General features: G+C 50.5%; 23 protein-coding genes and 1 other RNA gene. 5 read left to right on the plus strand and 19 right to left on the minus strand.

The genetic code is table 11. The features are described from left to right. The first annotated feature begins 17 nt into the window (after positions 1-17). The 3 genes from ACFQ88_RS14400 (at position 18) to ACFQ88_RS14410 (ending at position 2,806) form a co-directional block, all read left to right on the plus strand. Positions 18-1,004 carry a hypothetical protein gene (locus ACFQ88_RS14400; protein WP_379454560.1) on the plus strand — a complete coding sequence of 329 codons (987 nt, stop codon included), beginning with the start codon at positions 18-20 and terminating at the stop codon, positions 1,002-1,004. Between the two features lie 113 nt (positions 1,005-1,117). Then, positions 1,118-2,215: a hypothetical protein gene (locus ACFQ88_RS14405; RefSeq protein ID WP_379454561.1), complete on the plus strand. Its 1,098-nt coding sequence runs from the start codon at positions 1,118-1,120 to the stop codon at positions 2,213-2,215. Positions 2,216-2,314: 99 nt separating this feature from the next. Further along, positions 2,315-2,806 (plus strand): hypothetical protein, encoded by a 492-nt coding sequence (locus tag ACFQ88_RS14410; protein ID WP_379454562.1) that lies wholly within the window; start codon positions 2,315-2,317, stop codon positions 2,804-2,806. Positions 2,807-2,857: 51 nt separating this feature from the next. On the opposite strand, the gene ACFQ88_RS14415 is transcribed toward ACFQ88_RS14410, so the two are convergent. Beyond that, positions 2,858-4,189, minus strand: coding sequence for a PhoH family protein (locus tag ACFQ88_RS14415; RefSeq protein ID WP_239626997.1), 1,332 nt, complete (start codon positions 4,187-4,189; stop codon positions 2,858-2,860). A gap of 104 nt (positions 4,190-4,293) precedes the next feature. Here ACFQ88_RS14415 and ACFQ88_RS14420 point away from each other — a divergent pair, with 104 nt between their 5' ends. Next, the gene (locus ACFQ88_RS14420) at positions 4,294-4,842 is read left to right on the plus strand and encodes a YhcN/YlaJ family sporulation lipoprotein (protein ID WP_239626998.1); all 549 of its coding nucleotides are present in this window, start codon (positions 4,294-4,296) and stop codon (positions 4,840-4,842) included. Between the two features lie 43 nt (positions 4,843-4,885). Here ACFQ88_RS14420 and ACFQ88_RS14425 read toward each other — a convergent pair whose 3' ends face one another. The 13 genes from ACFQ88_RS14425 to ACFQ88_RS14485 form a co-directional block, all read right to left on the minus strand. Beyond that, a complete protein-coding gene (locus ACFQ88_RS14425; protein ID WP_239627000.1) occupies positions 4,886-5,338 on the minus strand; it encodes a pyridoxamine 5'-phosphate oxidase family protein in 453 nt (150 codons plus the stop codon). 177 nt (positions 5,339-5,515) lie between these two features. Next, positions 5,516-5,788 (minus strand): hypothetical protein, encoded by a 273-nt coding sequence (locus ACFQ88_RS14430; RefSeq protein WP_379454563.1) that lies wholly within the window; start codon positions 5,786-5,788, stop codon positions 5,516-5,518. Positions 5,789-6,081: 293 nt separating this feature from the next. Beyond that, the gene (locus tag ACFQ88_RS14435) at positions 6,082-6,519 is read right to left on the minus strand and encodes a hypothetical protein (protein ID WP_379454564.1); all 438 of its coding nucleotides are present in this window, start codon (positions 6,517-6,519) and stop codon (positions 6,082-6,084) included. 34 nt (positions 6,520-6,553) lie between these two features. Continuing rightward, positions 6,554-6,823, minus strand: a complete 270-nt coding sequence (locus ACFQ88_RS14440; protein ID WP_239627006.1) for a YlaH-like family protein — start codon at positions 6,821-6,823, stop codon at positions 6,554-6,556. Positions 6,824-6,927: 104 nt separating this feature from the next. After that, positions 6,928-8,775, minus strand: a complete 1,848-nt coding sequence (gene typA, locus ACFQ88_RS14445; RefSeq protein ID WP_239627008.1) for a translational GTPase TypA — start codon at positions 8,773-8,775, stop codon at positions 6,928-6,930. 199 nt (positions 8,776-8,974) lie between these two features. Then, positions 8,975-9,643 (minus strand): TerC family protein, encoded by a 669-nt coding sequence (locus ACFQ88_RS14450; RefSeq protein WP_379454565.1) that lies wholly within the window; start codon positions 9,641-9,643, stop codon positions 8,975-8,977. A gap of 60 nt (positions 9,644-9,703) precedes the next feature. Continuing rightward, positions 9,704-10,906 carry a tRNA uracil 4-sulfurtransferase ThiI gene (gene thiI, locus ACFQ88_RS14455; protein ID WP_379454566.1) on the minus strand — a complete coding sequence of 401 codons (1,203 nt, stop codon included), beginning with the start codon at positions 10,904-10,906 and terminating at the stop codon, positions 9,704-9,706. A gap of 2 nt (positions 10,907-10,908) precedes the next feature. Then, complete coding sequence (locus ACFQ88_RS14460) at positions 10,909-12,075, minus strand: cysteine desulfurase family protein (protein ID WP_379454567.1); 1,167 nt, start codon at positions 12,073-12,075, stop codon at positions 10,909-10,911. A 242-nt stretch (positions 12,076-12,317) separates the two neighbouring features. Then, the gene (locus ACFQ88_RS14465) at positions 12,318-13,031 is read right to left on the minus strand and encodes a lytic transglycosylase domain-containing protein (protein WP_379454568.1); all 714 of its coding nucleotides are present in this window, start codon (positions 13,029-13,031) and stop codon (positions 12,318-12,320) included. A 145-nt stretch (positions 13,032-13,176) separates the two neighbouring features. Continuing rightward, a complete protein-coding gene (locus ACFQ88_RS14470) occupies positions 13,177-13,581 on the minus strand; it encodes a hypothetical protein (RefSeq protein ID WP_379454569.1) in 405 nt (134 codons plus the stop codon). 29 nt (positions 13,582-13,610) lie between these two features. Further along, a complete protein-coding gene (locus tag ACFQ88_RS14475; RefSeq protein WP_239627014.1) occupies positions 13,611-13,814 on the minus strand; it encodes a DUF1540 domain-containing protein in 204 nt (67 codons plus the stop codon). A 48-nt stretch (positions 13,815-13,862) separates the two neighbouring features. Beyond that, positions 13,863-14,993, minus strand: coding sequence for a glycoside hydrolase family 15 protein (locus ACFQ88_RS14480; protein WP_379454570.1), 1,131 nt, complete (start codon positions 14,991-14,993; stop codon positions 13,863-13,865). A gap of 84 nt (positions 14,994-15,077) precedes the next feature. After that, positions 15,078-15,578, minus strand: coding sequence for a YpuI family protein (locus tag ACFQ88_RS14485; protein ID WP_239627017.1), 501 nt, complete (start codon positions 15,576-15,578; stop codon positions 15,078-15,080). Between the two features lie 196 nt (positions 15,579-15,774). Here ACFQ88_RS14485 and ACFQ88_RS14490 point away from each other — a divergent pair, with 196 nt between their 5' ends. Next, complete coding sequence (locus ACFQ88_RS14490; RefSeq protein WP_379454571.1) at positions 15,775-17,703, plus strand: S8 family peptidase; 1,929 nt, start codon at positions 15,775-15,777, stop codon at positions 17,701-17,703. A gap of 44 nt (positions 17,704-17,747) precedes the next feature. On the opposite strand, the gene rnpB is transcribed toward ACFQ88_RS14490, so the two are convergent. The 5 genes from rnpB to rpoD form a co-directional block, all read right to left on the minus strand. Next, positions 17,748-18,157, minus strand: an RNA gene (gene rnpB, locus ACFQ88_RS14495) — RNase P RNA component class A. Between the two features lie 120 nt (positions 18,158-18,277). Further along, positions 18,278-19,393 (minus strand): Nif3-like dinuclear metal center hexameric protein, encoded by a 1,116-nt coding sequence (locus ACFQ88_RS14500; protein WP_379454572.1) that lies wholly within the window; start codon positions 19,391-19,393, stop codon positions 18,278-18,280. Then, positions 19,360-20,130 (minus strand): tRNA (adenine(22)-N(1))-methyltransferase, encoded by a 771-nt coding sequence (locus tag ACFQ88_RS14505; RefSeq protein ID WP_379454573.1) that lies wholly within the window; start codon positions 20,128-20,130, stop codon positions 19,360-19,362. The genes ACFQ88_RS14500 and ACFQ88_RS14505 overlap by 34 nt, the downstream gene beginning before the upstream one ends. Before the next feature lie 2 nt (positions 20,131-20,132). Beyond that, entirely contained in the window at positions 20,133-20,963 is an 831-nt protein-coding gene (locus tag ACFQ88_RS14510; protein ID WP_379454574.1) for a hypothetical protein, read from the minus strand. A gap of 126 nt (positions 20,964-21,089) precedes the next feature. Beyond that, the gene (rpoD, locus tag ACFQ88_RS14515) at positions 21,090-22,205 is read right to left on the minus strand and encodes an RNA polymerase sigma factor RpoD (RefSeq protein WP_239627024.1); all 1,116 of its coding nucleotides are present in this window, start codon (positions 22,203-22,205) and stop codon (positions 21,090-21,092) included. Between the last annotated feature and the right edge of the window lie 39 nt (positions 22,206-22,244).

The raw sequence follows: 22,244 nt of genomic DNA on the forward strand, positions 1-22,244 counted from the left end.
ATTTGGAAGGGGCTTTTATGTTGTTCGCCTATCGTAAGTTTACCGTTATCGTTGCTTTGCTGTTAACCATTGGAATAGCCTTGTTCATGACCGGCTGTACGGACAATACACAGGTCAAGCAGGAACTGCTCCAAGCCGTCAGCAAGCAGGAGCAGATCATCAATTATCGTTTCCAAGGCTCCATCGAGCTGAAAGCCGACGCTTCCTTGATCGGCCAAGCCAGCCCGGTGACGGCAACGCTGTTCGCTTTGCTCAAAGACAGCAAAATCGAGTACAAGGGCGTCTCTTCTCTGGAACCGTCGCGAATGGAGACGACTTTGAACGTGACTCCGAATGGCGGCTCCGCGATCGCGATCCCCGTCATCATTAAAGATAGCAAATTGTTTTTCCATATGCCACCGTTAAATAAGCAGGACGAATACATGGTGCTCCCCATTGCTTCCGGACTTCCGGCTGCATCCGGCGCCAACGGTTCGGCCGACCCGCTGAAAAATACAGGTCATTTGACCGCTGAATTAACGAAGCAATTGCTGAACGGCATCGATCCCAAATGGCTCGTAACCGCCAAGGATCAAGCTACGCTTCAAGACGGCACTCCGGTTAAGAGCATCACGATCGATGTGAACAAAAAGAACGAGCAAGCGTTCAACGATTATCTTAAAGCGACCGTGATCCCGGGGCTGATGAACAGCTTGAAAACCAACGGATTGTCCAACGCGGGAACGCTCGACTCCTTGACGGCTTCCCTGCAGCAGATCAAACTCCATGCCCCAAGCAGCATCAATCTGCGCATCGACAATGACGGCTACATTCGCGAGCAAACGTGGTCGCTCGTATTTGCCACAGGAACAAGCACGAACGAGAATAAGCTTGTATGGACTCAAACCTTATCCGAGGTGAACCAAAATCCCGCTTTCACTCAGGAGACGCCGGCCAAGCAAAAGTCGCTCGACGAACTGCTGCGATTGGTGAAGCCTGCTCCTGCGGATGCCGGTAAAAAATAACGAATTTTATAGCTTGACCTGCTTCTTCTTCGGAAGAAGTATTTTTTTGCCCATTTCTTCATAGAGTTGTGATAATCTGATTAGGAATTCCATTCAGAAAGGAACAATGCCTGATGAGGCCCTTGCCCAAAGCAGCCTGCATCCTGATTTGCTTTAGCCTATGCTTGTCTCTTTTAGCCGGCCCCGCGCTTGCCGCGAACGATGATACGAAGCTGCTGCTGCAAAAGAGCTTGACCGTATTCGAAATCGATCAAGAGCTGGCGCGAATCGAGCAGGAGCAGTCGAAGCTTGTCCTGCAGCTTGCCTCGACGGAGCAGCGGCTCCATGAGCAGCAGGCTTTATCCGTACAAACGAAAAAGCATGCCGGCCAGATACTACGAGCGTATTATATGGGCGATCGCGAATCGCTCTGGATGCTGCTTTTTACCGTCTCTTCTTTTAAGGAAGCCCTCGTCATGTTCGAATATATGCAAATGATTCTCGGCAACGACCATAGAACGCTGCAAGCTTATAAGGATAGCGAACGGCAGCTTAAGGATCTCACGTCGTCGCTTCGTTCCTCTCAAGACGCTCTGCAGCAATCGAAAGACCGGTATACGAAGCAGCGGGAGCAGCAGGTTCTGCTTCAACGGCAAATCGATACGGAGCTCTCCATGCAGGCCGATGCAGCGCCCGTTCTAAAGCAAATAACGGATCTGACCGTCCAGTGGCAGGAGAAAGGCATTCCGCTGTTTAGAACGTATTTCACCGCGTTGGCACAGGCTATGAAACAGCTTCCCGAACTAGTCAACGCCACCGGTGCCGACGGTAAAAACACCCATCTGATCATGAACGGCTTTCAGTACACATTCCAGATTACGGACCAAGAGCTTAATGCATTCCTTCGTACCAAAAATCCGTTATTCAACAATATGACATTTCGTTTCAAGGATTCACAGGTTATAGCGACGGGGAAGCAGGATCAAATGGAAGTGGCGATTAAGGGGAGCTACGAAATCGCGACGAAGGAAAGCGTAAAGGGCAAATATATCCGATTTCATATGAGTCAGCTCAAATTCAACGGCTTCGACTTGCCACAGACTACTATCGAAGCCATGGAGAAGGATTTCGACCTGGGCATTTACCCGCAAAGCATCGCCTCGTTCCTGCAAGTAACCGATGTTCGTCTGCAGGAAGGGAAGCTGAGTATTTTCCTTAAGCTGGCCTTATAATCTATTGCCGTTGCAACGCAAAGGTTTTTGATGAATAATAGTGATAACGTTCCGGCAAAAACAATCATGACAATTCCTTAAAGAATACGGGGGAGAATAATGGAGCAAAAATACGGATTGCTAATGGAGCTTCCGGACGGTAAGCTTCCTGGATTTTATGCGCAGATCGTCAAAGCGCTGGCCGCTAAGGCGCCTCTATTTGACAGGGATAAGGAGCTGCTCATTTTCTCGGAGACGGAAGAGCGCGATGCCGCCTACCCGATTATGGAGCAGTATAAAATCCCCTTTGAGGATTTGGATCTGATCCTTCTTCCTCCCCCTGTCTATGTGTTGCCTACGCTTACCGATTTCGGCTTGATCAGCCGATCCGAGCATGTATATGTATACAGCGATGCGGCCTGTATATTTACTATCCGCGAAGACGGTCCCGGCGCCGAGCCTGCGCAGGCAGCCCTGCAGATGGACGAGCATTTGCTGGCCCGGTTCGGCCGGGAGGACGAAACCTTCTACGTTGCGCAAGCGCAGTCGGATGAGCTTATGCTCAGAATCGCTGCTGCATACCGCTGTACGGTTCAATTCATCCATAAATAAAACAGCGGCTCCGGCTTAGTGATACAAGCTGGAACCGCTGTTTTTCTTATGCTAGAGCAAATCTGCCGCGAGTTGAGCGAGATGGGAGCGTTCGCCGCGCTCCAGCGTTATATGTCCGCTGATTTGCTGCCCCTTGAAACGCTCTACAACGTACGTGAGGCCGTTGCTGGAGGCATCCAGGTACGGATGGTCTATTTGCTCGGGATCGCCCAGCAAAACGATTTTACTGCCCTCTCCGACCCTCGAGACGATGGTCTTGATCTCATGCTTGGATAAGTTCTGCGCTTCATCGATGATGATAAACTGCCCCGGAATCGAGCGGCCGCGAATGTACGTCAACGCTTCCACCTGAATGCTGCCGAGACCCGCCAGCACTTTATCGATATCGCCCGGTTTTTTCGTATCGAATAAATATTCCAAATTATCGTAAATCGGCTGCATCCACGGGCGGAGCTTCTCTTCCTTCTCGCCCGGCAAATATCCGATATCTTTGCCCATAGGAACGACCGGACGCGCAATCAGCAGCTTCTTATATTTGCGTTCATCCTCTACCTTCATCAATCCTGCCGCTAGCGTCAAGAGCGTCTTCCCTGTGCCGGCCTTGCCCGTCAGCGTAACGATCGGGATATCGTCGTTCAGCAGAAGCTCCAGCGCCATACGCTGCTGCGCGTTGCGGGCTCCTATCCCCCAAATCGGATCGTTACTTAAATATAACGGCTCCAGCTTCTTTCCTTCCGCATTGACTTTCAACAGCGCGGATTTCGAGGTACCCATCTCATCTTTCAAAATAACGAATTCATGCGGGTGCAGCGGGTAGGCCAAATTCAAGGAATTTACGCTCAAAAAACGGTACGAATAAAATTCGTCGATGATCGAAGGATGCGCGTGAATGGTCAAATAGCCCATATACATATCCGGCATGTTGACGATCCGGTCGGTCAAATAATCCTGCGCCGTCAATCCGAGCACATCCGCTTTAATCCTCACCAGGGTATCTTTACTTACAATGATGACGGGCCGCGGCACCGCCTTCTCCTGCTCTTCCAGATGATAATTCAGCGCGACCGCCAAGATCCGGTTGTCGCTCGTCACTTCGGCAAACACTTCCTGCAGCTTGGCAAAGCTCCTGTGATTCAATTCTACCTTCAGACTGCCGCCGTTCGGCAGCGGTATTCCCTCATACAGCCTTCCCTTGGAACGCAGGCTGTCCATCATCCGAGAGATCTGTCTGGCATTGCGTCCCAACTCATCCGCATTACGTTTCTTGCTGTCGATCTCCTCCAGCACAATGGCGGGAATGACGACCTCATTATCCTCAAAAGCAAATATTGCGTTAGGATCCTGTAATAATACGTTGGTATCCAATACAAAAATTTTTTCCATTTGAGTCCCTCCCAGGCCGGTGTTTGGTTGCCGTAATACATAGGAATCAACTAGTAAGGACAAACTAACCGCAGCAATTAAGGGATAGAAAGGGTCGATGACTAATGAGAATGTTTGTCTACAGTATTCTGTTGTTGTCTGTATTGGTAGGTTGTAACCAATCACCAAAGAATGGAGCTTCCCCCTCCCCGACGAATGATGCGAATCGACAAGTTCAGGTGCAGCAGACGGCGCCTCAGAAAAAAGAAATCGTCGATTCCCGGGCTGTCTCCGAACGTTTGGAGCAAATCGCCACCAGCATACCTCAGGTTGAAAGCGCCAATTGCGTCGTTTTCGGGAACACGGCGGTAGTCGGGATCAATTTGCCTCCGGATATGGACCGGTCCAAAATCGGAACCATTAAACTATCGGTCGCGGAAGCTTTAAAGAAAGATCCTTACGGCGTTAATGCTGTAGTTACTGCGGATATGGATATGGCCGCAAGGCTTCGCAAAATTAGAGAAAGCATTGCCGGCGGCCGGCCGATAAGCGGGTTTGCCGAAGAGATGGCGGAGATCATCGGCCGGATTATGCCGCAAATTCCGAGGGACGTGCAGCCTGCGCCGCCGTCACCGAGAAGCACGGAACCGCAAATGCCGAATCAACAAATGTAGCGGTTTGAGTCATATGGAGAAAAAGCCTAGAATCAGCAGCATTCTAGGCTTTTTTCATAGCATCGAAAACTTGCGCATCCAGCTTATCTGCTGCGCGTTTATCGTAGGTTTTCTCATATTCAGGCGCAACCGAAATGCGCGAGCCATAGAACATCGCATCGCGTACCGCGGTGATTTGAATGTCATAGCAGGCCAATTTGAACGGAACCCCGTCCAATACATTCGTCACCTGCCGGGCTTTTCCGTAAATGGCATGTACGGACCCCGCTCCGATGAAAGTGACATTAACGAGATCATTGTTGTTCAGGTTGGTAATAATACGGGACCTTTGATCCACAGCGAAGCGAATGGTTTCAGGATCTTTGGCATAGAGCCAGGATACCGCATTCATGCTCGGACCACCGGATTCAAAATCAATAGTGCTGAGCAGCGCAAGAGCTTCTTTTTGCAAAGATGCCATTAAAGGCTCCTGCAGAACTGTGATCGTTTCTGCCATGGTTACCCCTCCTGTGTATCTCTTTATTGTGTTAATGTAACCTCATTATAGCACAGGAACTGCTTGGCAACCACAGACAGTTGCGCTATGGTACTTGCTGCTATGTACTCCAATAATTGTCGGACACTCCTTTCGAACATGTTTAATTTATTGTATCGAAGGCGTCCTATATATATGTCACTGATTGTAGATAGGATTGGAATTAATATCCGTGAGCAGCTGCTCGGCGTACTCCTTTTCGAACTGAAGCTTTTTGACTTCTTCGCCGATCTGGTAGGTTATCACGATTTTGCTGTCATCGTCTGTGATTTGGTAGGAGGTGACGGAGTGGTCTTCGCGCAGTATTTCTTCAAAAAACAGCCTGGTGTCCTCCGCCGCCCGGTCGTCCGGTCTCGCTTCGGATACAATCTTCATTTGCAGCCAGTTAAAAAAGGCGTCCTCCAATTTCACTTTGTTGTCCTCCTAAGAGCTTTCCGAAGGAAAGCTTGCGTCGTAAGCGGTGCTTGGGTTTTCGAAAGAAAAGCAGACGTCGTAAATCTAGGGAATGAAATTTTACTTGCATACTCCAGTGGAATATGCCCCTCCAGCCGCTGTTGAAATCAGTGAATTTTTATTATATATAATGGTATTTTCACCAATTTCAAAGGCGGACGTAAACTCTTCCGAGGCATATCTCCACTTCCCGTATCGTTAAATTTCAAACCTGGTTTGTAATATCTTACGTCAGCCTTTCAGATTAAGTATCAGCTAAGCAGCAGGATGGAGAAGCCCTTCTCATTCCATTTGTTCATCGTATGCAGCCAGCCCGCAATTGGTTCGTCCGCCGTCGCAGGCGCCTTCAACTCATGACATTGTTGAAGATGATGGCGCATTTCCGCGGTCGTCGGCACCTTATCGAGGTAGGCCTCCGCACAATGGGATAGCTCCAGCATGCCGTCACCGAAACGGATAGGCTTGCCCGAAGCTAGATCAAACGGCGTCTCATCCACCCCGCATGCCGCTTCTGAATCGTCGCTGAGGAGCAAATTCGCCTTAAAAGGGATCAGCATGCGAGGATGGACCGATTTCGCCAGCTGAAGAAATCGCTCAGCCGCAGGCTGCGGAGCCAGAGCTATCCGCTCGTCCGACAATATCATTACCGTTCCCTCGTACACAACAGGTACCAGCCAATATTTCCCCATCATAAGCACCCCGCTAACGTTTAAGTGCGCAAGACTACTGCTTTTTGGCACGCCCCTGAATGAAGTACCGTATCTTCACCAGGAACATCATAGCTACCGCTACGGACAAGCTCGGGATGATCGGCAGCGCTCCCAATTGAAACAACAGCAGCATCCCCGCTCCCAGCGCCAGCATGAGATAGATGATAGCCTCTTTCAAAATAGGCAGTCTGCGAGTTTTGAACACTCTGTTATACACATAAGTGATCAATACAAAAATAATGAGGTAAGTAATGAACGGATGCTCGCGAAACCATTCGGTCATAATGATTGAACCCCCTTTTGTTGAAAAGTCAAAGCAATGTATGCGTATTCCAGGTTGTTGAAAAAGAAAGCCCTGAATCATCAGAGCTTTCCCTCGGGTGCATGTTATGCGTTAGCTTCAGCCATTTTGCGGTGTTTCTCCGCACGTTCGCGTTCGCTCTTATTCAAGATCTTTTTGCGCAGACGAATGGACTTCGGCGTAATTTCACAATATTCGTCGTCGTTCAAATATTCGAGAGCTTGCTCCAAAGAATAAATACGAGGAGTCTTCATCTTCACCGTATCGTCTTTACCCGCAGAGCGGATGTTGGTCAGCTGCTTCTCTTTACAAATATTGACGATGATGTCGGTATCGCGCGTATGCTCGCCGACGATCATGCCTTCGTATACTTCCGTACCCGGCTCCAGGAACAGAATACCGCGATCCTCTACGGACAGCATGCCGTACATGGTCGATGTGCCGGTCTCGCTCGATACGAGCACGCCCTCGTGACGGCCACCGACTCCTGCTCCGTAATATGGACCGTAGCTGTCAAACGCGTGGTTCATAATACCGTAGCCGCGGGTCAGCGTCAAGAAGTACGTACGGTATCCGATCAAGCCGCGCGCCGGAATCAGGAATTCCAGACGAACGTTGCCGTTGCCGTTGTTGATCATGTTTACCATTTCCGCTTTGCGGGTTCCGAGACTCTCCATTACGGAGCCCATGCTTTCTTCCGGAATATCGATGATCAGACGCTCGATCGGCTCCATCTTTTGACCGTCGATAAGCTTGATAATAACCTCCGGCTTGGAAACTTGCAGCTCGAAGCCTTCACGGCGCATATTCTCGATCAAAATACCAAGATGCAGCTCGCCGCGGCCCGATACGATAAATGCATCCGGGCTGTCGGTTTCATCGACGCGCAAGCTTACGTCGGTTTCCAGCTCCTTGAACAAACGCTCGCGAAGCTTCCGGGAAGTAACCCATTTGCCTTCGCGTCCCGCGAACGGGCTGTTGTTGACGAGGAACGTCATTTGCAGCGTAGGCTCGTCGATTTTGAGTACCGGCAGCGCTTCTGGATTAGCAGGGTCTGCAATGGTTTCTCCGATGTTAATATCTTTAATCCCTGCGATAGCGACAATATCTCCCGCACCCGCTTGATCCACTTCAATCCGCTTCAAGCCTTGGAAGCCGAACAGCTTCTCGATACGTGCTTGCTTCGTTACGCCCTCGCGATTAATAACCGCAACCGGCTGTCCTTGTTTCACGATACCGCGGTTTACGCGACCGATAGCGATACGTCCCAAGTATTCATTGTAATCCATCAAAGTTACCAAAAATTGCATAGGATCTTCGACGCTCTCCGTCGGTGCGGGGATATGGCTAATTACCGTTTCATAAATGGCCTGCATGTTGCTGTCCTGCTTTTCAGGCTCAGGCTCCAGACTGGAGGTTCCCATCAAGCCGGATGCATACACAACAGGGAAGTCGAGCTGATCGTCATTCGCGCCAAGCTCGATAAACAGATCGAGCACTTCGTCCACCACTTCGGCAGGACGGGCATTCGGACGGTCGATTTTGTTAACAACGACGATAGGAGTCAGGTTTTGCTCCAAAGCCTTGCGAAGTACGAATTTCGTTTGCGGCATCGTGCCTTCGAATGCGTCGACAACGAGCAAAACACCGTCAACCATTTTCATAATCCGTTCTACTTCGCCGCCAAAGTCGGCGTGTCCAGGGGTGTCGACGATGTTAATCAAAAACTCTTTATATTGGATTGCGGTATTTTTGGCGAGAATGGTAATGCCGCGCTCTCTCTCCAAATCGTTGGAGTCCATTACACGTTCCTGAACCGCTTCGTTCTCACGGAACGTACCGGATTGCTGCAGCAATTTGTCTACCAGAGTTGTTTTACCATGGTCAACGTGAGCAATAATCGCAATGTTGCGGATTTTATCTCTTGAATGCATGTTTTCCCTTACCTCTCCTTAGTTTGACCCTTCTCTCCTTGCTCCATTATAGGAACAACCGGGGCCCGTTCCACAAAACAAGCGTCGGACATAAGCGCCGACGCTTGACATTTATGTTTATTATACGTGGAAATGCTGCAAAAGGCAAGGCAAAGCGACAACTTTGCCGTTCCATTTACAACCTTTTAACATGTGCCGGTTACGAGTGGTGTGGTTTCGGCTTGGCCAGCAGCTTCTTTAACACTCCGGTTAGAACGACGATGATCGTAGTGGCCAGCGGAATGATCCAGTGCGGCGTGTTCCCGAGCACGAAATGAGAAGCGCTCTCGTCCTTCACGAACATCTCGCCTGCCGTATATCCGAGAATCCCTGCTCCCAGCAATACTAGGATCGGATATTTATTGAGTAAATTCATGACAAGCGTGCTGCCCCAAATGATAATCGGAACGCTCAAGCCGATCCCGAGAATGATAACGGTCAAATCATTATTCGCTTTGGCTGCAATTGCCAGAACGTTGTCGAGGCTCATGACAAAGTCGGCGACGATAATAGTCCAGACCGCTTTGCCGAGCGTCGAAGCTTCCTTCACGTTGGCGTGGCCTTCATCATCAATCAGCAGCTTGATGGCAATCCACATCAGCAGCAGCGACCCTGCCGCCTGAATATACGGGATCGTCAATACGTATACGGCAATGACCGTCAGAACAAGGCGCAGGCCGATAGCTCCGAATGCTCCCCACCAGATCGCCTTCTTCCGCTGGTGAACAGGCAGGTTTTTGCTCGCAAGCGCGATGACTACGGCATTGTCGCCGCTTAGTACGATGTTAATCAGCATAATTTGCAAAAATAATAGAAACCATTCCCACATTTCCCGTTACCCTCCACATTTCATTTTGAACCACTTTGTTTATTCCATCTTCATCCCGTCTTAGAAAAAGGACGAGAACGGAGTTTGCTCCCCAGCCTGGATCCAGATCGTTTCCGTTCCGGCCACCGCTCGATCGATCTCCTCGTCGAGCCACTCCATGCTCTGTTCAATCGCTTCCACAACTCGCAGATTCGGATTTGTGCTGGGCGACGGCGGCAAAAATAACGTACAGCAATCTTCATGAGGCTGTATAGAAATGTCGTAGGTGTCGATCATCTCCGCAATGCGGATAATTTCCTGCTTCTCCATGCAAATTAATGGCTGCAGAACCGGAAGATCAACCGCACGTCCGATGATGTTCATGCTGCCTAACGTTTGACTTGCAACCTGCCCGAGGCTCTCGCCGGTCACGATGGCCGAAGCTCCGTTCTCTTCGGCTAGCCTCTCCGTAATTCGGAACATTGCTCTACGTAAGACGGTTATTAACAAATTTTTCTTATATGACTGATGGACTCGCGTCTGTAAGCTGGTAAACGGTACCAGATGCAGCTTGATATCGCCGGCATACTCCGCCAGCTTGGATACAAGGTCCTTGACCTTTTGCTGCGATCTTTCGCTCGTATACGGATAGCTGTGAAAGTGAACCGCTTCAACCTTCAAGCCCTGCCTTAGAGCCAAATACCCTGCCGCCGGGCTGTCGATACCGCCCGAGAGCATCAGCATCGCCTTGCCGTTAGTGCCAAGAGGAAAGCCTCCGACACCTTGGATCACACGGGAGAACACGAGAGCCTTCTCCTCGCGAAGCTCTACTCTCAGCTCGACTTCGGGGTGGTTTACATCCACCTTTAGTCCGGGATACTCTCGAAGAACGTAACCGCCTACCAGCTTGTTCATCTCTTGAGAGGAATGGGGAAATTGCTTGTTCACCCGCCGTACCGATACTTTAAAGCTGCTTGGCAAATGTTCGAGATTTGCCATCGCATCCAACGCTCTTTGTTGTATGGCCTCCAGCTCAAGCGGTGCGGTATGTACCGGACTGAATGAGGTCAGCCCGATAATTTTTTTCAATCGGTGCTCTATTTCATTATATGGTTCTCCATTCAACTCCATGTACACTCTGCCAAATTCCCGTAAAAAGGTAAGCTTGGCAAAGGGCTTCATTGCCTTTCTGATCTGATCGTACACGGTTTTTTCGAACCGGTGCCGATTCTTCCCCTTTAAAGTAAGCTCCCCATGGCGGAGAACGATTAAATCCGGTTTCATTGCTACCTCCGTTTATGCTGTGCCTTCATCGCCGGCTTCAATTGCTCCACTACGGCTTGCAACGCGGTACAGAACCGTTCCGCATCTTCCAGGCTCTGACTTAAAGAATAACTGATTCGAATCCCGTTCGCGGCCCTTTCATCGTCATACCCCATCTCATGGAGCACCCGGCTTGGCAGATTGGCTCCCGAGGAACAGGCCGATCGGGTCGAAACGTACATATCGTGCTGTTCTAAAGCATGAACAAGAACTTCCGACTTCATACCCGGGAATGAAAAATGAACAATGTGCGGCGCCATATGTTCCGCATGCTCCGATCCGTTAAGCGTCAGCTCCGGGATGGCGCGGATCCCCTCGACGAAACGCTCGCGCAGCCGAGCGGTATGCTCTGCAAACTGCCGCCGCTGCTCAAAGGCGATGCGTACGGCTTTGGCCATTCCGACGATAGCCGGGACGTTCTCGGTACCGGAACGCAATCCCGATTCTTGCCCGCCTCCGAAGACGAGAGGATGAAGCTCCAAGCCCTGCCGGCAATACAAAAAACCGACCCCTTTCGGGCCGCGCAGCTTATGCGCCGAGCAGGACAGCAGATCGATCCGGTCCCTCACCGGGTCCAGCGGCAGCTTGCCGACCGCCTGAACGGCATCGACATGAAACAGCGTCTTCGGATGCGATTTCAATATCGCTCCAATCTCCTCAATCGGCTGAATACGTCCCATTTCATTATTTACCGCCATAACGCTCACCAGAATCGTCTCGTCGGATACCGCTTGCTTGAGCTCTTCCAGCTTTACGCAGCCCGTCTCGTCGACAGGCAAATACGTCACCCGGAATCCCTCCCGCTCCAGCTCGCGGAACGTTTCATACACCGACGCATGCTCAATGACCGTCGTAACCAAATGATTTCCTCTATGGCGGTATTGGCGTGCTGCGCCTTGAATAGCCATATTGTTGCTTTCCGTGCCGCCGGAGGTAAACCGGATTTCTTCAGGCCGAACCTGCAAGCATTTTGCAATGACCGTTCGTGCCTGACGAACGAGCTGCTCGGCTTCCACGCCGACGCGATGCAGTGACGAAGGGTTGCCGAAATGCTGTTTCATCACCTGTATCATCGTCTCGGCTACTTCGTCGTAAGGAGGCGTCGTAGCTGCATAATCCAGATAAATCAAGTTCATCTCCTCCTATTTTTGCTGCTTAACCAGGGTTATGGCTGAAAAAACATTGAGAAAAACCTCTACCGAGACCTTTCACAGAGGAACGGCCGCGTTTAGAGGTTGTTTTTATCGCCAAATAGAATGTTTGCATCCGAATTTCGAATCATATCAATTCTATTGTGGTAAAAATAAGACCTTTCTTAAGCTACATCCCGAAATCGGCACGCTTACAGAAGGTCTCGGTCATGCTTGTTCAATCAAGCCTCATACTGCCGTTGAAGCCTCATCACTTTGCTTACGTAATCTTGCGTTTCGGACGGCAGCAGGTGCAGCTTCGACATCAGCTCTTGATCCGTCGTTATGCCCAACCGGTCTATGCGCCCCGGACCCGCGTTGTAAGCGGCGAGAGCAACGGCACGATTGCCGTTATACTTGCGCAATAAGCCGGATAAGTACTGCGTTCCGCCGTGTACGTTCTGCTCGGGATCCAACGGATTGCTGACTCCCAGCCCTCTGCTCGTTCCATCCATGAGCTGCATTAATCCTTTGGCGCCTGCCCGGGAAACCGCATTCGGGTTAAAGGACGATTCGGCGTCGATAACCGCTTTCACCAAACTCGATTGCACACCGTAACGCCGGCTTGCCTGATCTATCAGCGGATTCAAAGCGTCAGCCGCGAAGCTGTCTCGGGATCCGTATAACGGATTCATGCTCGTGCCCCATGCCAAATCCGGAACATAGCCCGGCCTTAAGGGCGCTTTGGCACCAAGTCTGCCGTCGATCGCCGCAGTGTCAGCACCAGAGGTCATCTTGTTCGGTACTGTTGCGGCGGACAAGAAGCTGTTCAATATATCCGAAAATGGGGAATCATCTTCGCTTCCCGCCGGGGAGTCGGAAGAAGATAACAGGCTCAATTGGTTCAGCAGCTGCAGCTGAAGCAGCTCCTTGATTGTACTCGGCTGAATGTTCATCAAGTCGGACTCTCCCTGTTCAAAGATTCACCCATTCATTGTACACTGTTTTGGACCTGCCATCCAGCTATTTTTTGCATAAATTGCCTTAAAAAGCAGGAAACAGGCCTGAAGGCCTGCTTCCCGTCGTTTCATAGACATACCGTTACGAATAAAGCGGGACAAGCAGAAAGTAACCCGCCAACGAAATAAGACCAAGAATAACAGACCATACTCCTAAAGCGCGGCTTCCCAAACCGAATGCAATGGCGCCAATCAACATGGCCCCGCTGCCCAGAATTGCCGGAAGCATGAACATGGATAAAATGGCTAAGGCCAGCGCCGTATAACCCAGCCAACGGCTGTTTGCAGCAGTGCCTCCCCTTGCATTTTCCATGCTTCTCTCATTGGTTCCGGACACTTCTACCGGTGCTTGGAGCGGTCCGCCGTACGCAGCCGACATATCCGCCGCGTATTCCTCTTTGTCGTTCATGCCCGACTCTTTATGCAATTGCTCGAAGGAATATCGCTGCTTGCCGGAAGAGGTCTCGCGTTTCTCCTTATCGCTCATGTGATAATCCTCCCGAATCAGGCTGATGGTTATTTCTTGGCCTTGAACGTATGACAACAGGTGTTGCGCACACTTGTCGCCTGGTCCTGATGGCCTTCGAAATCTTCAGCAAATTCGGAATTCAGATCGGCATTGGCATGCTTGTCGATCTCGATCATGATGGACTTGGCTGCACAATTATTGCCTTCCGCCCAATAAGTACAGTTGGCAACGCTGCATTTCACATCTGGCATCATCATCACCCCTTACTTAGGAGTGCCCGGAAACAGGGTGATGTTATACTAACCGTAAAGCTGGGAATATAGCACAAGATACATCGCATGAGACCAAAGCAATGGCGTAGCTGGAGTTCCCCATCTATGCACCCATTGCTCGTAAGTATCCTTCGAAGCCAGAGAATGGAATACCTGCTCAGGAAGCCTTCCCCATGCGTCGGCTTGACGGGCAATCCACTGGAGCGACTCGGCAGCTTGTTCATATTGGCCGGCGCTGTAATCGATCCATCCATACCATGCGGTTAGCAATATCCACTCTCCGCCGCCGTAGTATTCATCCCCGACATATCGTCGAACGCCGCCATCGGCGCTTTTCAATCGGGCTTCAAGCTCGGCCAATGTAGCATTCATGATGGCATGATCAACTCCGAATACTTGAAACGGCTGAGCGAGCCACATTAAACTCGCGTCTACACCCTCAAAGCCGATATCATAGCTATTTGAATCCGCCGCAGGACGGATGCTCTTGACGAAGTATTTTTTTTCCGGATGGATGCAATGCTCCAGAAGAAATAAGCGGATATCATTCACAACATCAGCGATTTCCGGCATATGCACAAACCGATGGATCGAAGAAAGCCCTCCATAGATGCAGGCCAGTGTCGACGGATGAATTTGATCGTTGCGCTCCTCCCAGCAATCGAAATTCGGCTGCTTCCAGAACGCGCACAAATAGCGGATCGTCAGCTCAACGCTGGAACGAAACGATTCCGGCAGCTCATCAATGCCGGTTCTCTTCCAATGCTCGGCAACGCCCCATAACCATGCGCCATATCCATCCAGCTGGAAATGTCCCCATTCCGAGTGGTCGTCGTCTCTGCCGTCGAGATGGTATCTTGTATGTAAAAACTCATGCTGAGCAATCGTCTCGCCATTCGCATGCTTGTGCAGCAGCTGCTCCACCCGGTCCTTCTGCCGGTCCAGCACGCGACGAACCCATTCGTAGAAACGTCCGGCGCTGTCTTTCTCTCCCGCTATATCCATAGCATATGCAATAAAGCTGCCGTCTCTAAGCCAGCTGAATCCGTAATGGGAAAATAAAGGGCAAGCGACATAGCTTCCCGCAGGGTGCTGATTCCATAAAATCAATTGCCGGCTGATTTTAGCCAGCTCATGGACTGTGATCGTTTCGGTCATAGCCCGTAGGACCACTCCTTTCGTTTAAACAAAAAGAGATGCGCGTCAGCATCTCTTTTAGTAAGTATTTCCATGTTGTTATGATTATACGCGTTCGCCTTGCATACGTTTTTGCGTAATATAGTCGGTTTCGTAATAAGACAGCTCTTCGCGGAGCGCTTCGAAAATTTTGGACAGCTCAATCGTCAAATCGCGAACGGCGCGGTTCGGTTTTTTACGGAATCGGATGGCGTCTTGTCCTGTGTAGGCATACCGTCCGTCTTCAGAATAGCACTCGTTTTTCGGATAAAAGAAGCTGTTGACGCAGCTGTGGTATACTTCGTAAAGCACTTTTTCAGCATACTCAACATTGAATGTAGGACGACGCAAGCTGACGCCGAGCTTCTCGTAAGCTACCTCGCAAAATACAAGCAAGTGCCGAGTGTCGGACAAATACCCCTTATAAAATTCCTCCATCGTGGAATCCATTTCGGAATTCAGCTGCTGCAAGGAATGTTCGTTTAGAAAAGTTTCCAGTTTAGCGATCGCATCGCTCAATTTGGTTTTTGTAGTTTCACACACATTTTTGACATTAAACGTCGCCATAAATTCAAGACCTCCTGTATTTAAAACAAAACATCGGTTAAGAAATGATATCTTAGTCCATCGTACCACAAAATGTTTGTAAAAGTAATAGCTAAAAGGACTATCGGCAAAAAACCGAGGGGATGATTTCCGGTTGTAAGAAAATCTCGTTGCGGAGATTACTAAAGGTAAACCAGAAGGTAAAGGAGTCCTATCCATGTGGAAATATGCCTTGTCTTTCGCGCTACTGCTTGCTTTCGGCGCACTCCTCTTTCCTCGCAACGAAGGAGCGCCGCGTATTGCAAGCCTTACGCCAGCCGAAGAGCTGAAGGTTAAGCAAACTACGCTGTCGCAGGACATGCAGCTTACGGACCATTTGTGCCGGACGCAATGCAGTCTGGAGCTTCAACGGATATTGAACCAGGTGAAGCAGCAGCCTGCGGAAGCTAAGCTGAGCGGCCTGCAAGAGCTTCAGAAGGAGCACCCTCATATGGAGAAGCTGATTCTTGCTACGAAGACTCAGTCCGTAGATGAGGGAATCCAGTCCGGCTCCGTGGACTTCAAGGACCCGGCCACCGGCGCTCATGTCCAAAAGGAGCTGAAGCTGGCCAAAGAACATACGGATAAAGGCCAAAGCTATCAATCCGCACCGTTTCAGTACAACGGCTCTACCCATTTCGTCATCGGCGTACCGTCCAACGATTCCGATATCGCTGCCCTAGGCGTTGTAAAGCAAACCATTTTGAAGCAGGTCGAGGATCATCAGCTAAAAAACCTGCGTATCGTCACTTATCCAAGCGATAATCGTTACAAAATCGAATCGGTCGATTCCAAAACGCTGAAGGATGTCAAGGTGGACCATCCTGAGGAAAACGAAGGGACAAGCCATTATCATGTGAATCAGGTGGTAGTCCGGTTCAAGCAGGACCCTTCCCCTGCGGATTTGGCTAAAATCCAATCGGAAATCGGCTCTACCCATTACCGGAAGATTGGGTATACCTACGTATTCGAATCCGGGCAAATGGAAGCTAAGCAGCTGATGAATTATTTTCAAAAATGGAACGTCGTTTACGCGGAGCCTCACTTTTTGTATTTAACCAATAGCGAGGGCGTTGACGCAGCGACGGATACGGAGCGCGCTCAGGCCGCTTCGCAAAATCAGGACCAGAACAGCGTTAAGCCTAACGATTCGCTGTATCAGCGTTACCAGTGGAACTTGCCGATTATCGAAACCGAGCCCGGCTGGTCGATAACCAAAGGCTCTCAGGATATTAAAGTCGCTATTGTCGATACCGGAGTCGATCTCAACCATCCTGACTTGAAGGACCAGCTCGTAAGCGGCTTTAACGTCGTCAATTCCGATTCTCCACCGCTGGACGATGTCGGTCACGGAACCCACGTTGCCGGAGTCGTAGGCGCCATCGTCAACAACAATTTGGGTGTAGCCGGCATGAGCTGGTACAACCGCATTATGCCGATCAAGGTATTGGACCAGACCGGCGCAGGCAGCACCTATTCCGTAGCGCAAGGCATCATATGGGCGACCGATAACGGAGCCAAGGTAATCAATATGAGTCTTGGCAACTATGCGGATGCAAGCTTCCTCCACGATGCGATTCAATATGCTTTCGATCACGATGTCGTTCTGATTGCAGCAAGCGGCAACGACAATACGGAAACGCCGGGCTATCCCGCCGCTTATCCGGAAGTGTTTGCCGTAGGTGCCGCCGATGCCAACAAGAATAAAGCATCCTTCTCCAACTTCGGCGATTATATCGATGTTGCGGCGCCTGGAGTCAGCATCGCCAGCACCTACCCGCATAACCAATATGCGGCTTTGTCCGGCACTTCGATGGCCAGTCCGCATGTTACGGCGTTGGCCGCTCTTATCCGCTCGGTGAACCCGAATCTTAAAAACACCGAGGTTATGCAAATTATGCGCGATACCGCTCAGGATGTCGGACCCGCAGGTAAAGATAAGTATTTCGGCTATGGTCTGATCGACGTCGTAGCCGCTCTGAAAAAAGCGGAAGCCAGCAAAAATCCGCAAGCACTGCAAAATCCTTCAGCAGCCGGAACGGAAAGCAATCCGCCTTCTGTGTCATGGACGCAAAGATTGCTCGATCGGCTAAGAGGAAGACCATAACAGCACAAAAACCGCCTTGTTAAAGGGCGGTTTTTCTTCGGTTCCAGGAAAGCTTGCCGTAAGCCGGGTTCTGTACTTCCAGTGGTCATAACGGGTACCACCCTCCCACCGTTGAAGCGACAATCATCTATCTAGGCTGAACATTGCTGAACAGCTCAAGCGACCAACCCGAACGCGTCCCGGGCAAGGACTGTCTCGCGAAGAGACTTGCGTTCCACTAGGTCTTGCTCCAAATGGGGTTTACCAGGACCTATGTCACCATAGGTCCTCGTGGTCTCTTACACCACGGTTCCACCCTTACCTGTGCTTAAAGGATAACCCTTAAGCCATCGGCGGTCCATTTCTGTGGCACTAGCCTTCAGCTCGCGCTGACTGGACGTTATCCAGCATCCCGCCCTGCGGAGCCCGGACTTTCCTCTCGTGATTTCTCACCAGCGATTGTCTGTCAAGCTTTCCTGATGTGCATTTGCTAGTATACAGCGAATCGAAACAAAAAACAACCTTCACGTTACTGCCAATGCCGCCAAATCATCGACTTTTTGCTAAATAGTGTACAAAGCGGCGGCCGAAAGCTTTAAACAAAACGGAACGGCTCCGTATTGATTTGCGATGCAATGACTTGAGTATCGGACTTTTTCTCCTGAAGCTTGCGCCGCAAGTAGTCCGCGACTCCCTGCTTCAAGATTTTCTCGACGTTATGGCCCGGATCAATGATCGTAAGCCCAGCAGCCAAAGCGTCTTGGGCTGTATGATAATCGATGTCGCCGGTAACCAGCACATCGGCGCCGGCAAATAGCGCATGCCGCACGTAGCGGCTTCCCGATCCGCCCAGCACGGCGATTTTACGCACTGCTTTGCCGGGATCGCCTACAAGCCTTACGACGGGAACGTCATAGGCTTGCTTCACACGCTCGCACAGCTCCTGGAGCGTTACAGCCTCATCCAGCTTGCCTACACGGCCCAAGCCGAAGCTGCGTCCCTTCAAGTCAAGCTGATATAAGTCGTACGCCACTTCTTCATACGGATGGGCTTTCAGCATAGCCTGAATCGCTTTGCGTTCGATGCTCTGCGGGATAATCGTTTCGAGCCGCACCTCTTTTACCTGCTCCAGCTTGCCCTGCTTGCCGATGAACGGCTCACTGCCCGCTTCAGGAACAAACGTTCCTGTCCCTTCAATATTGAAGCTGCAATGGCTGTATTGGCCGATCCAGCCTGCACCCGCTTGAAACAGCGCTTGCCGCACTTTATCCAAGTGGTCCTCAGGAATGAAGACGACCAGCTTCTTCAGCCTGTCCGTATGAATATCCTCAAGCGGCGACAGCCCGGTCAGGCCCAGAGCCTCGGCCATCATATCATTAACGCCGCCTTCGGCTACGTCAAGATTCGTATGCGCGATATAGACCGCGATGTCATGCTTGATCAGCTTCTCGTACAGCCTGCCTGCCGGCGTGTCCGTCTGCAAATGCGATAAAGGCCTATAGATGATGGCATGATGAGCTATGATGAGGTTTGCCTGAAGACGGATCGCTTCGTCCACGACTTCTTCGGTCACGTCCAACGCAATCAGCACATTCAGCACATCTTTATTCAATGTTCCGAGCTGCAGCCCGATTTTATCGTCGGCGACGGCATAATGCTTGGGCGCCAGTTCTTCCATCAGTTGGATGATGCTTTGTCCTTTTGCAAACAAGCCAATACCTCCCTGATCGTTTTCATTTCCTCTTCGATTTCCCGCTGCTTCTGCTTGGCCTCCGGCTGTTCCGACAGCGCCAGCTGTCCGCGAATCATCTCCAGCTTGCCGTATTCCAGATCCCATTTGGCGAACCAGACCGGTGTCGGGTCTTGCAGCAAATACGGACCCATTTTCAAAAGCCAATCGCGCTGGACGGGCATTTCCCCGGCAAGCGTTTGATCCCTGTAGATTTCATCGTTAGATGTCGAGGCAAGCCCGGACGGGACTGCCGTCAAAATTTCATAAATTTTGCCGTCTTCTTCAAGAATCATTTCCTCCGAAAGCACCCACTGGTGGTCCAGCAGCCATTGACGGACCATCGCCTCGCCTACATTCGGTTGAAGCACCAGCCGGCTTACTCCCGGGAGCTTCTCCTTGCCTGCCTCAAGAATGCTTGCTATCAATGCTCCGCCCATACCGGCAATCGTAATAACGTCGACCTCGCCGGCCGAGATGACTTCAAGTCCGTTGCCTAACCGGACATCTATCGTATCCGTCAAACGCGCTTCGCGAATTTGTCTCGACGCAGCCTGGTAAGGGCCTGGGTTTACCTCGCCCGCAATGCCTTTCGCGATGCGTCCCTTCTGCGCCAAATACGTTGGAAGCAGCGCATGATCGGAGCCGATATCGGCAAGCCTGCTGCCTTCCGGCACTTGGTTCGCTATCATTTCAAGTCGTTTTGACAATCGTATCATATTTACGCAACCCACTCTGTCCATTTTTTTCTAAATGCGAATAACAATCCGGCTTCGGTAAACAATTTCCCGATTAACGCCAGCTGTACGGTTTGCTCTCCATACTGTTCGGCATAAAGCATACCATACAATTCAGGCATAAACCAAACGATGCAGCTCAGCATAAGGAATACGGTTGCGATTTGCTTCGTTTTCTCATGCAGCATCCAGCCCAGCCATCCGAACAATAAGCACAGCGGAACCCAGCTGAGCTCCAGCGTCAGCCAGTTGATCGTGTCCAGCTGGAAATGCAGCAGCCATCCGTAGCAAAACACAAGCACGACCCAGCCGCTTAGCTGGAATAGCAGCAGCCGGGCCAACAGACCGGTTAACAGCCATACCAGGCTGCAGAGCACAACATAGCCTACGAACCATACGGGCGCATCGACTTGGTGAATTCGCAGCAAGTATACGCCTATAAAGAGCAGAAATAAAGATGCCATACCGAACAAAATTTGCGCACGAACCGGCTCCTTTTTATTTTGTATGCTCCCTAACGCATAGCAAATAAATAAGAAGAGCAAAGAAACGCCAATTTGCATTGGCAATTCAAAAGCGGTAAAATTAAGAGCAGTTAAAGAAATAGCCGCTATGATGACGAAGATCAGCATCCATATTTTCCAATTACTGTTTTTTATAACAGCCGGCGTGATGCCCATAAATCCGGCCGAAGGCTTACCGGTGCCTTCCTCTAAATAAAGGTTTAATAAAAAATCGCAGTAATGCTCGGGCAGCAGCTTGCTTTTGCGCCAGCGCTCTATTTCGCGAATGATGATTTTACGATTTTCATCCATCAGTATCGTTCCACCTCTTCAATCCTTTGAAATTCATTCTTGACATGTTCCTTTTATCGGTTGAGGTGAAACAAAAAATTAGACCTGACTGCAACGAGCGCAGAAAGGTCGAATAGGTGAGTTGCTTTATTCAAGAAAATCTTTGAGACGCTTGCTTCGGCTAGGATGTCTCAGCTTGCGCAATGCTTTTGCTTCGATTTGACGAATCCGTTCGCGGGTTACGCCGAACACCTTGCCCACTTCCTCCAAGGTGCGGGTACGTCCGTCGTCCAGCCCGAAACGAAGCCGAAGTACATTTTCTTCACGCTCGGTCAATGTATCCAATACATCCTCTAGCTGTTCCTTCAACAGCTCGTATGCCGCGGCATCGGCAGGAGCGAGCGCTTCCTGATCCTCGATGAAATCTCCCAGATGCGAATCGTCCTCTTCCCCGATCGGAGTTTCCAACGATACCGGCTCCTGCGCGATTTTCATAATTTCCCGAACCTTTTCCACGCTTAAATCCATTTCTTTCGCAATTTCTTCCGGCATCGGTTCGCGACCGAGCTCCTGAAGCAATTGACGCGATACGCGGATCAGCTTGTTGATCGTTTCCACCATATGAACCGGAATCCGGATCGTCCGGGCTTGGTCGGCAATAGCGCGAGTGATAGCCTGACGAATCCACCAGGTTGCATACGTACTGAACTTGAAGCCTTTGTCGTGGTCGAATTTCTCAACCGCTTTAATCAAGCCCATGTTGCCTTCCTGAATCAAATCGAGGAAAAGCATGCCACGGCCCACATAGCGTTTTGCAATACTTACGACAAGGCGCAGGTTAGCTTCCGCCAAGCGGCGTTTGGCCTCTTCGTCTCCGAGCTCGATCCGTTTCGCGAGACCGATCTCATCCTCTGCCGATAGCAAAGGCACGCGGCCGATTTCTTTCAAATACATACGAACCGGGTCATTGATCTTGATCCCAGGCGGAAGGGACAAATCATCGTCAAAATGAAAATCGTCCTGATCCTGATCCGGATTCATATCATTATCTTCGTCCGATTCATTGCCTACATCAATGCCCATTTCCGAGAGCTGCTCGAAAAACTCATCGATCTGTTCAGGATCCTGATCAAACGGAGCCAGCTTCTCCATAATATCTTTGTAGGTTAAAGAGGAACGCTTCTTGCCCTGCTCAATCAGCTGCTCCTTGACTTGCTCTAACGTCAACTCAGTCTCTATCTCCGTACGTTGATCGTTCGCCATAATCCAACTCCCTCCTCCCTAGAGTCATCCCCCGTTATG

The organism is Paenibacillus sp. NPDC056579, assembly GCF_042793215.1.
Classification (GTDB): Bacteria; Bacillota; Bacilli; order Paenibacillales; family NBRC-103111; genus Paenibacillus_S.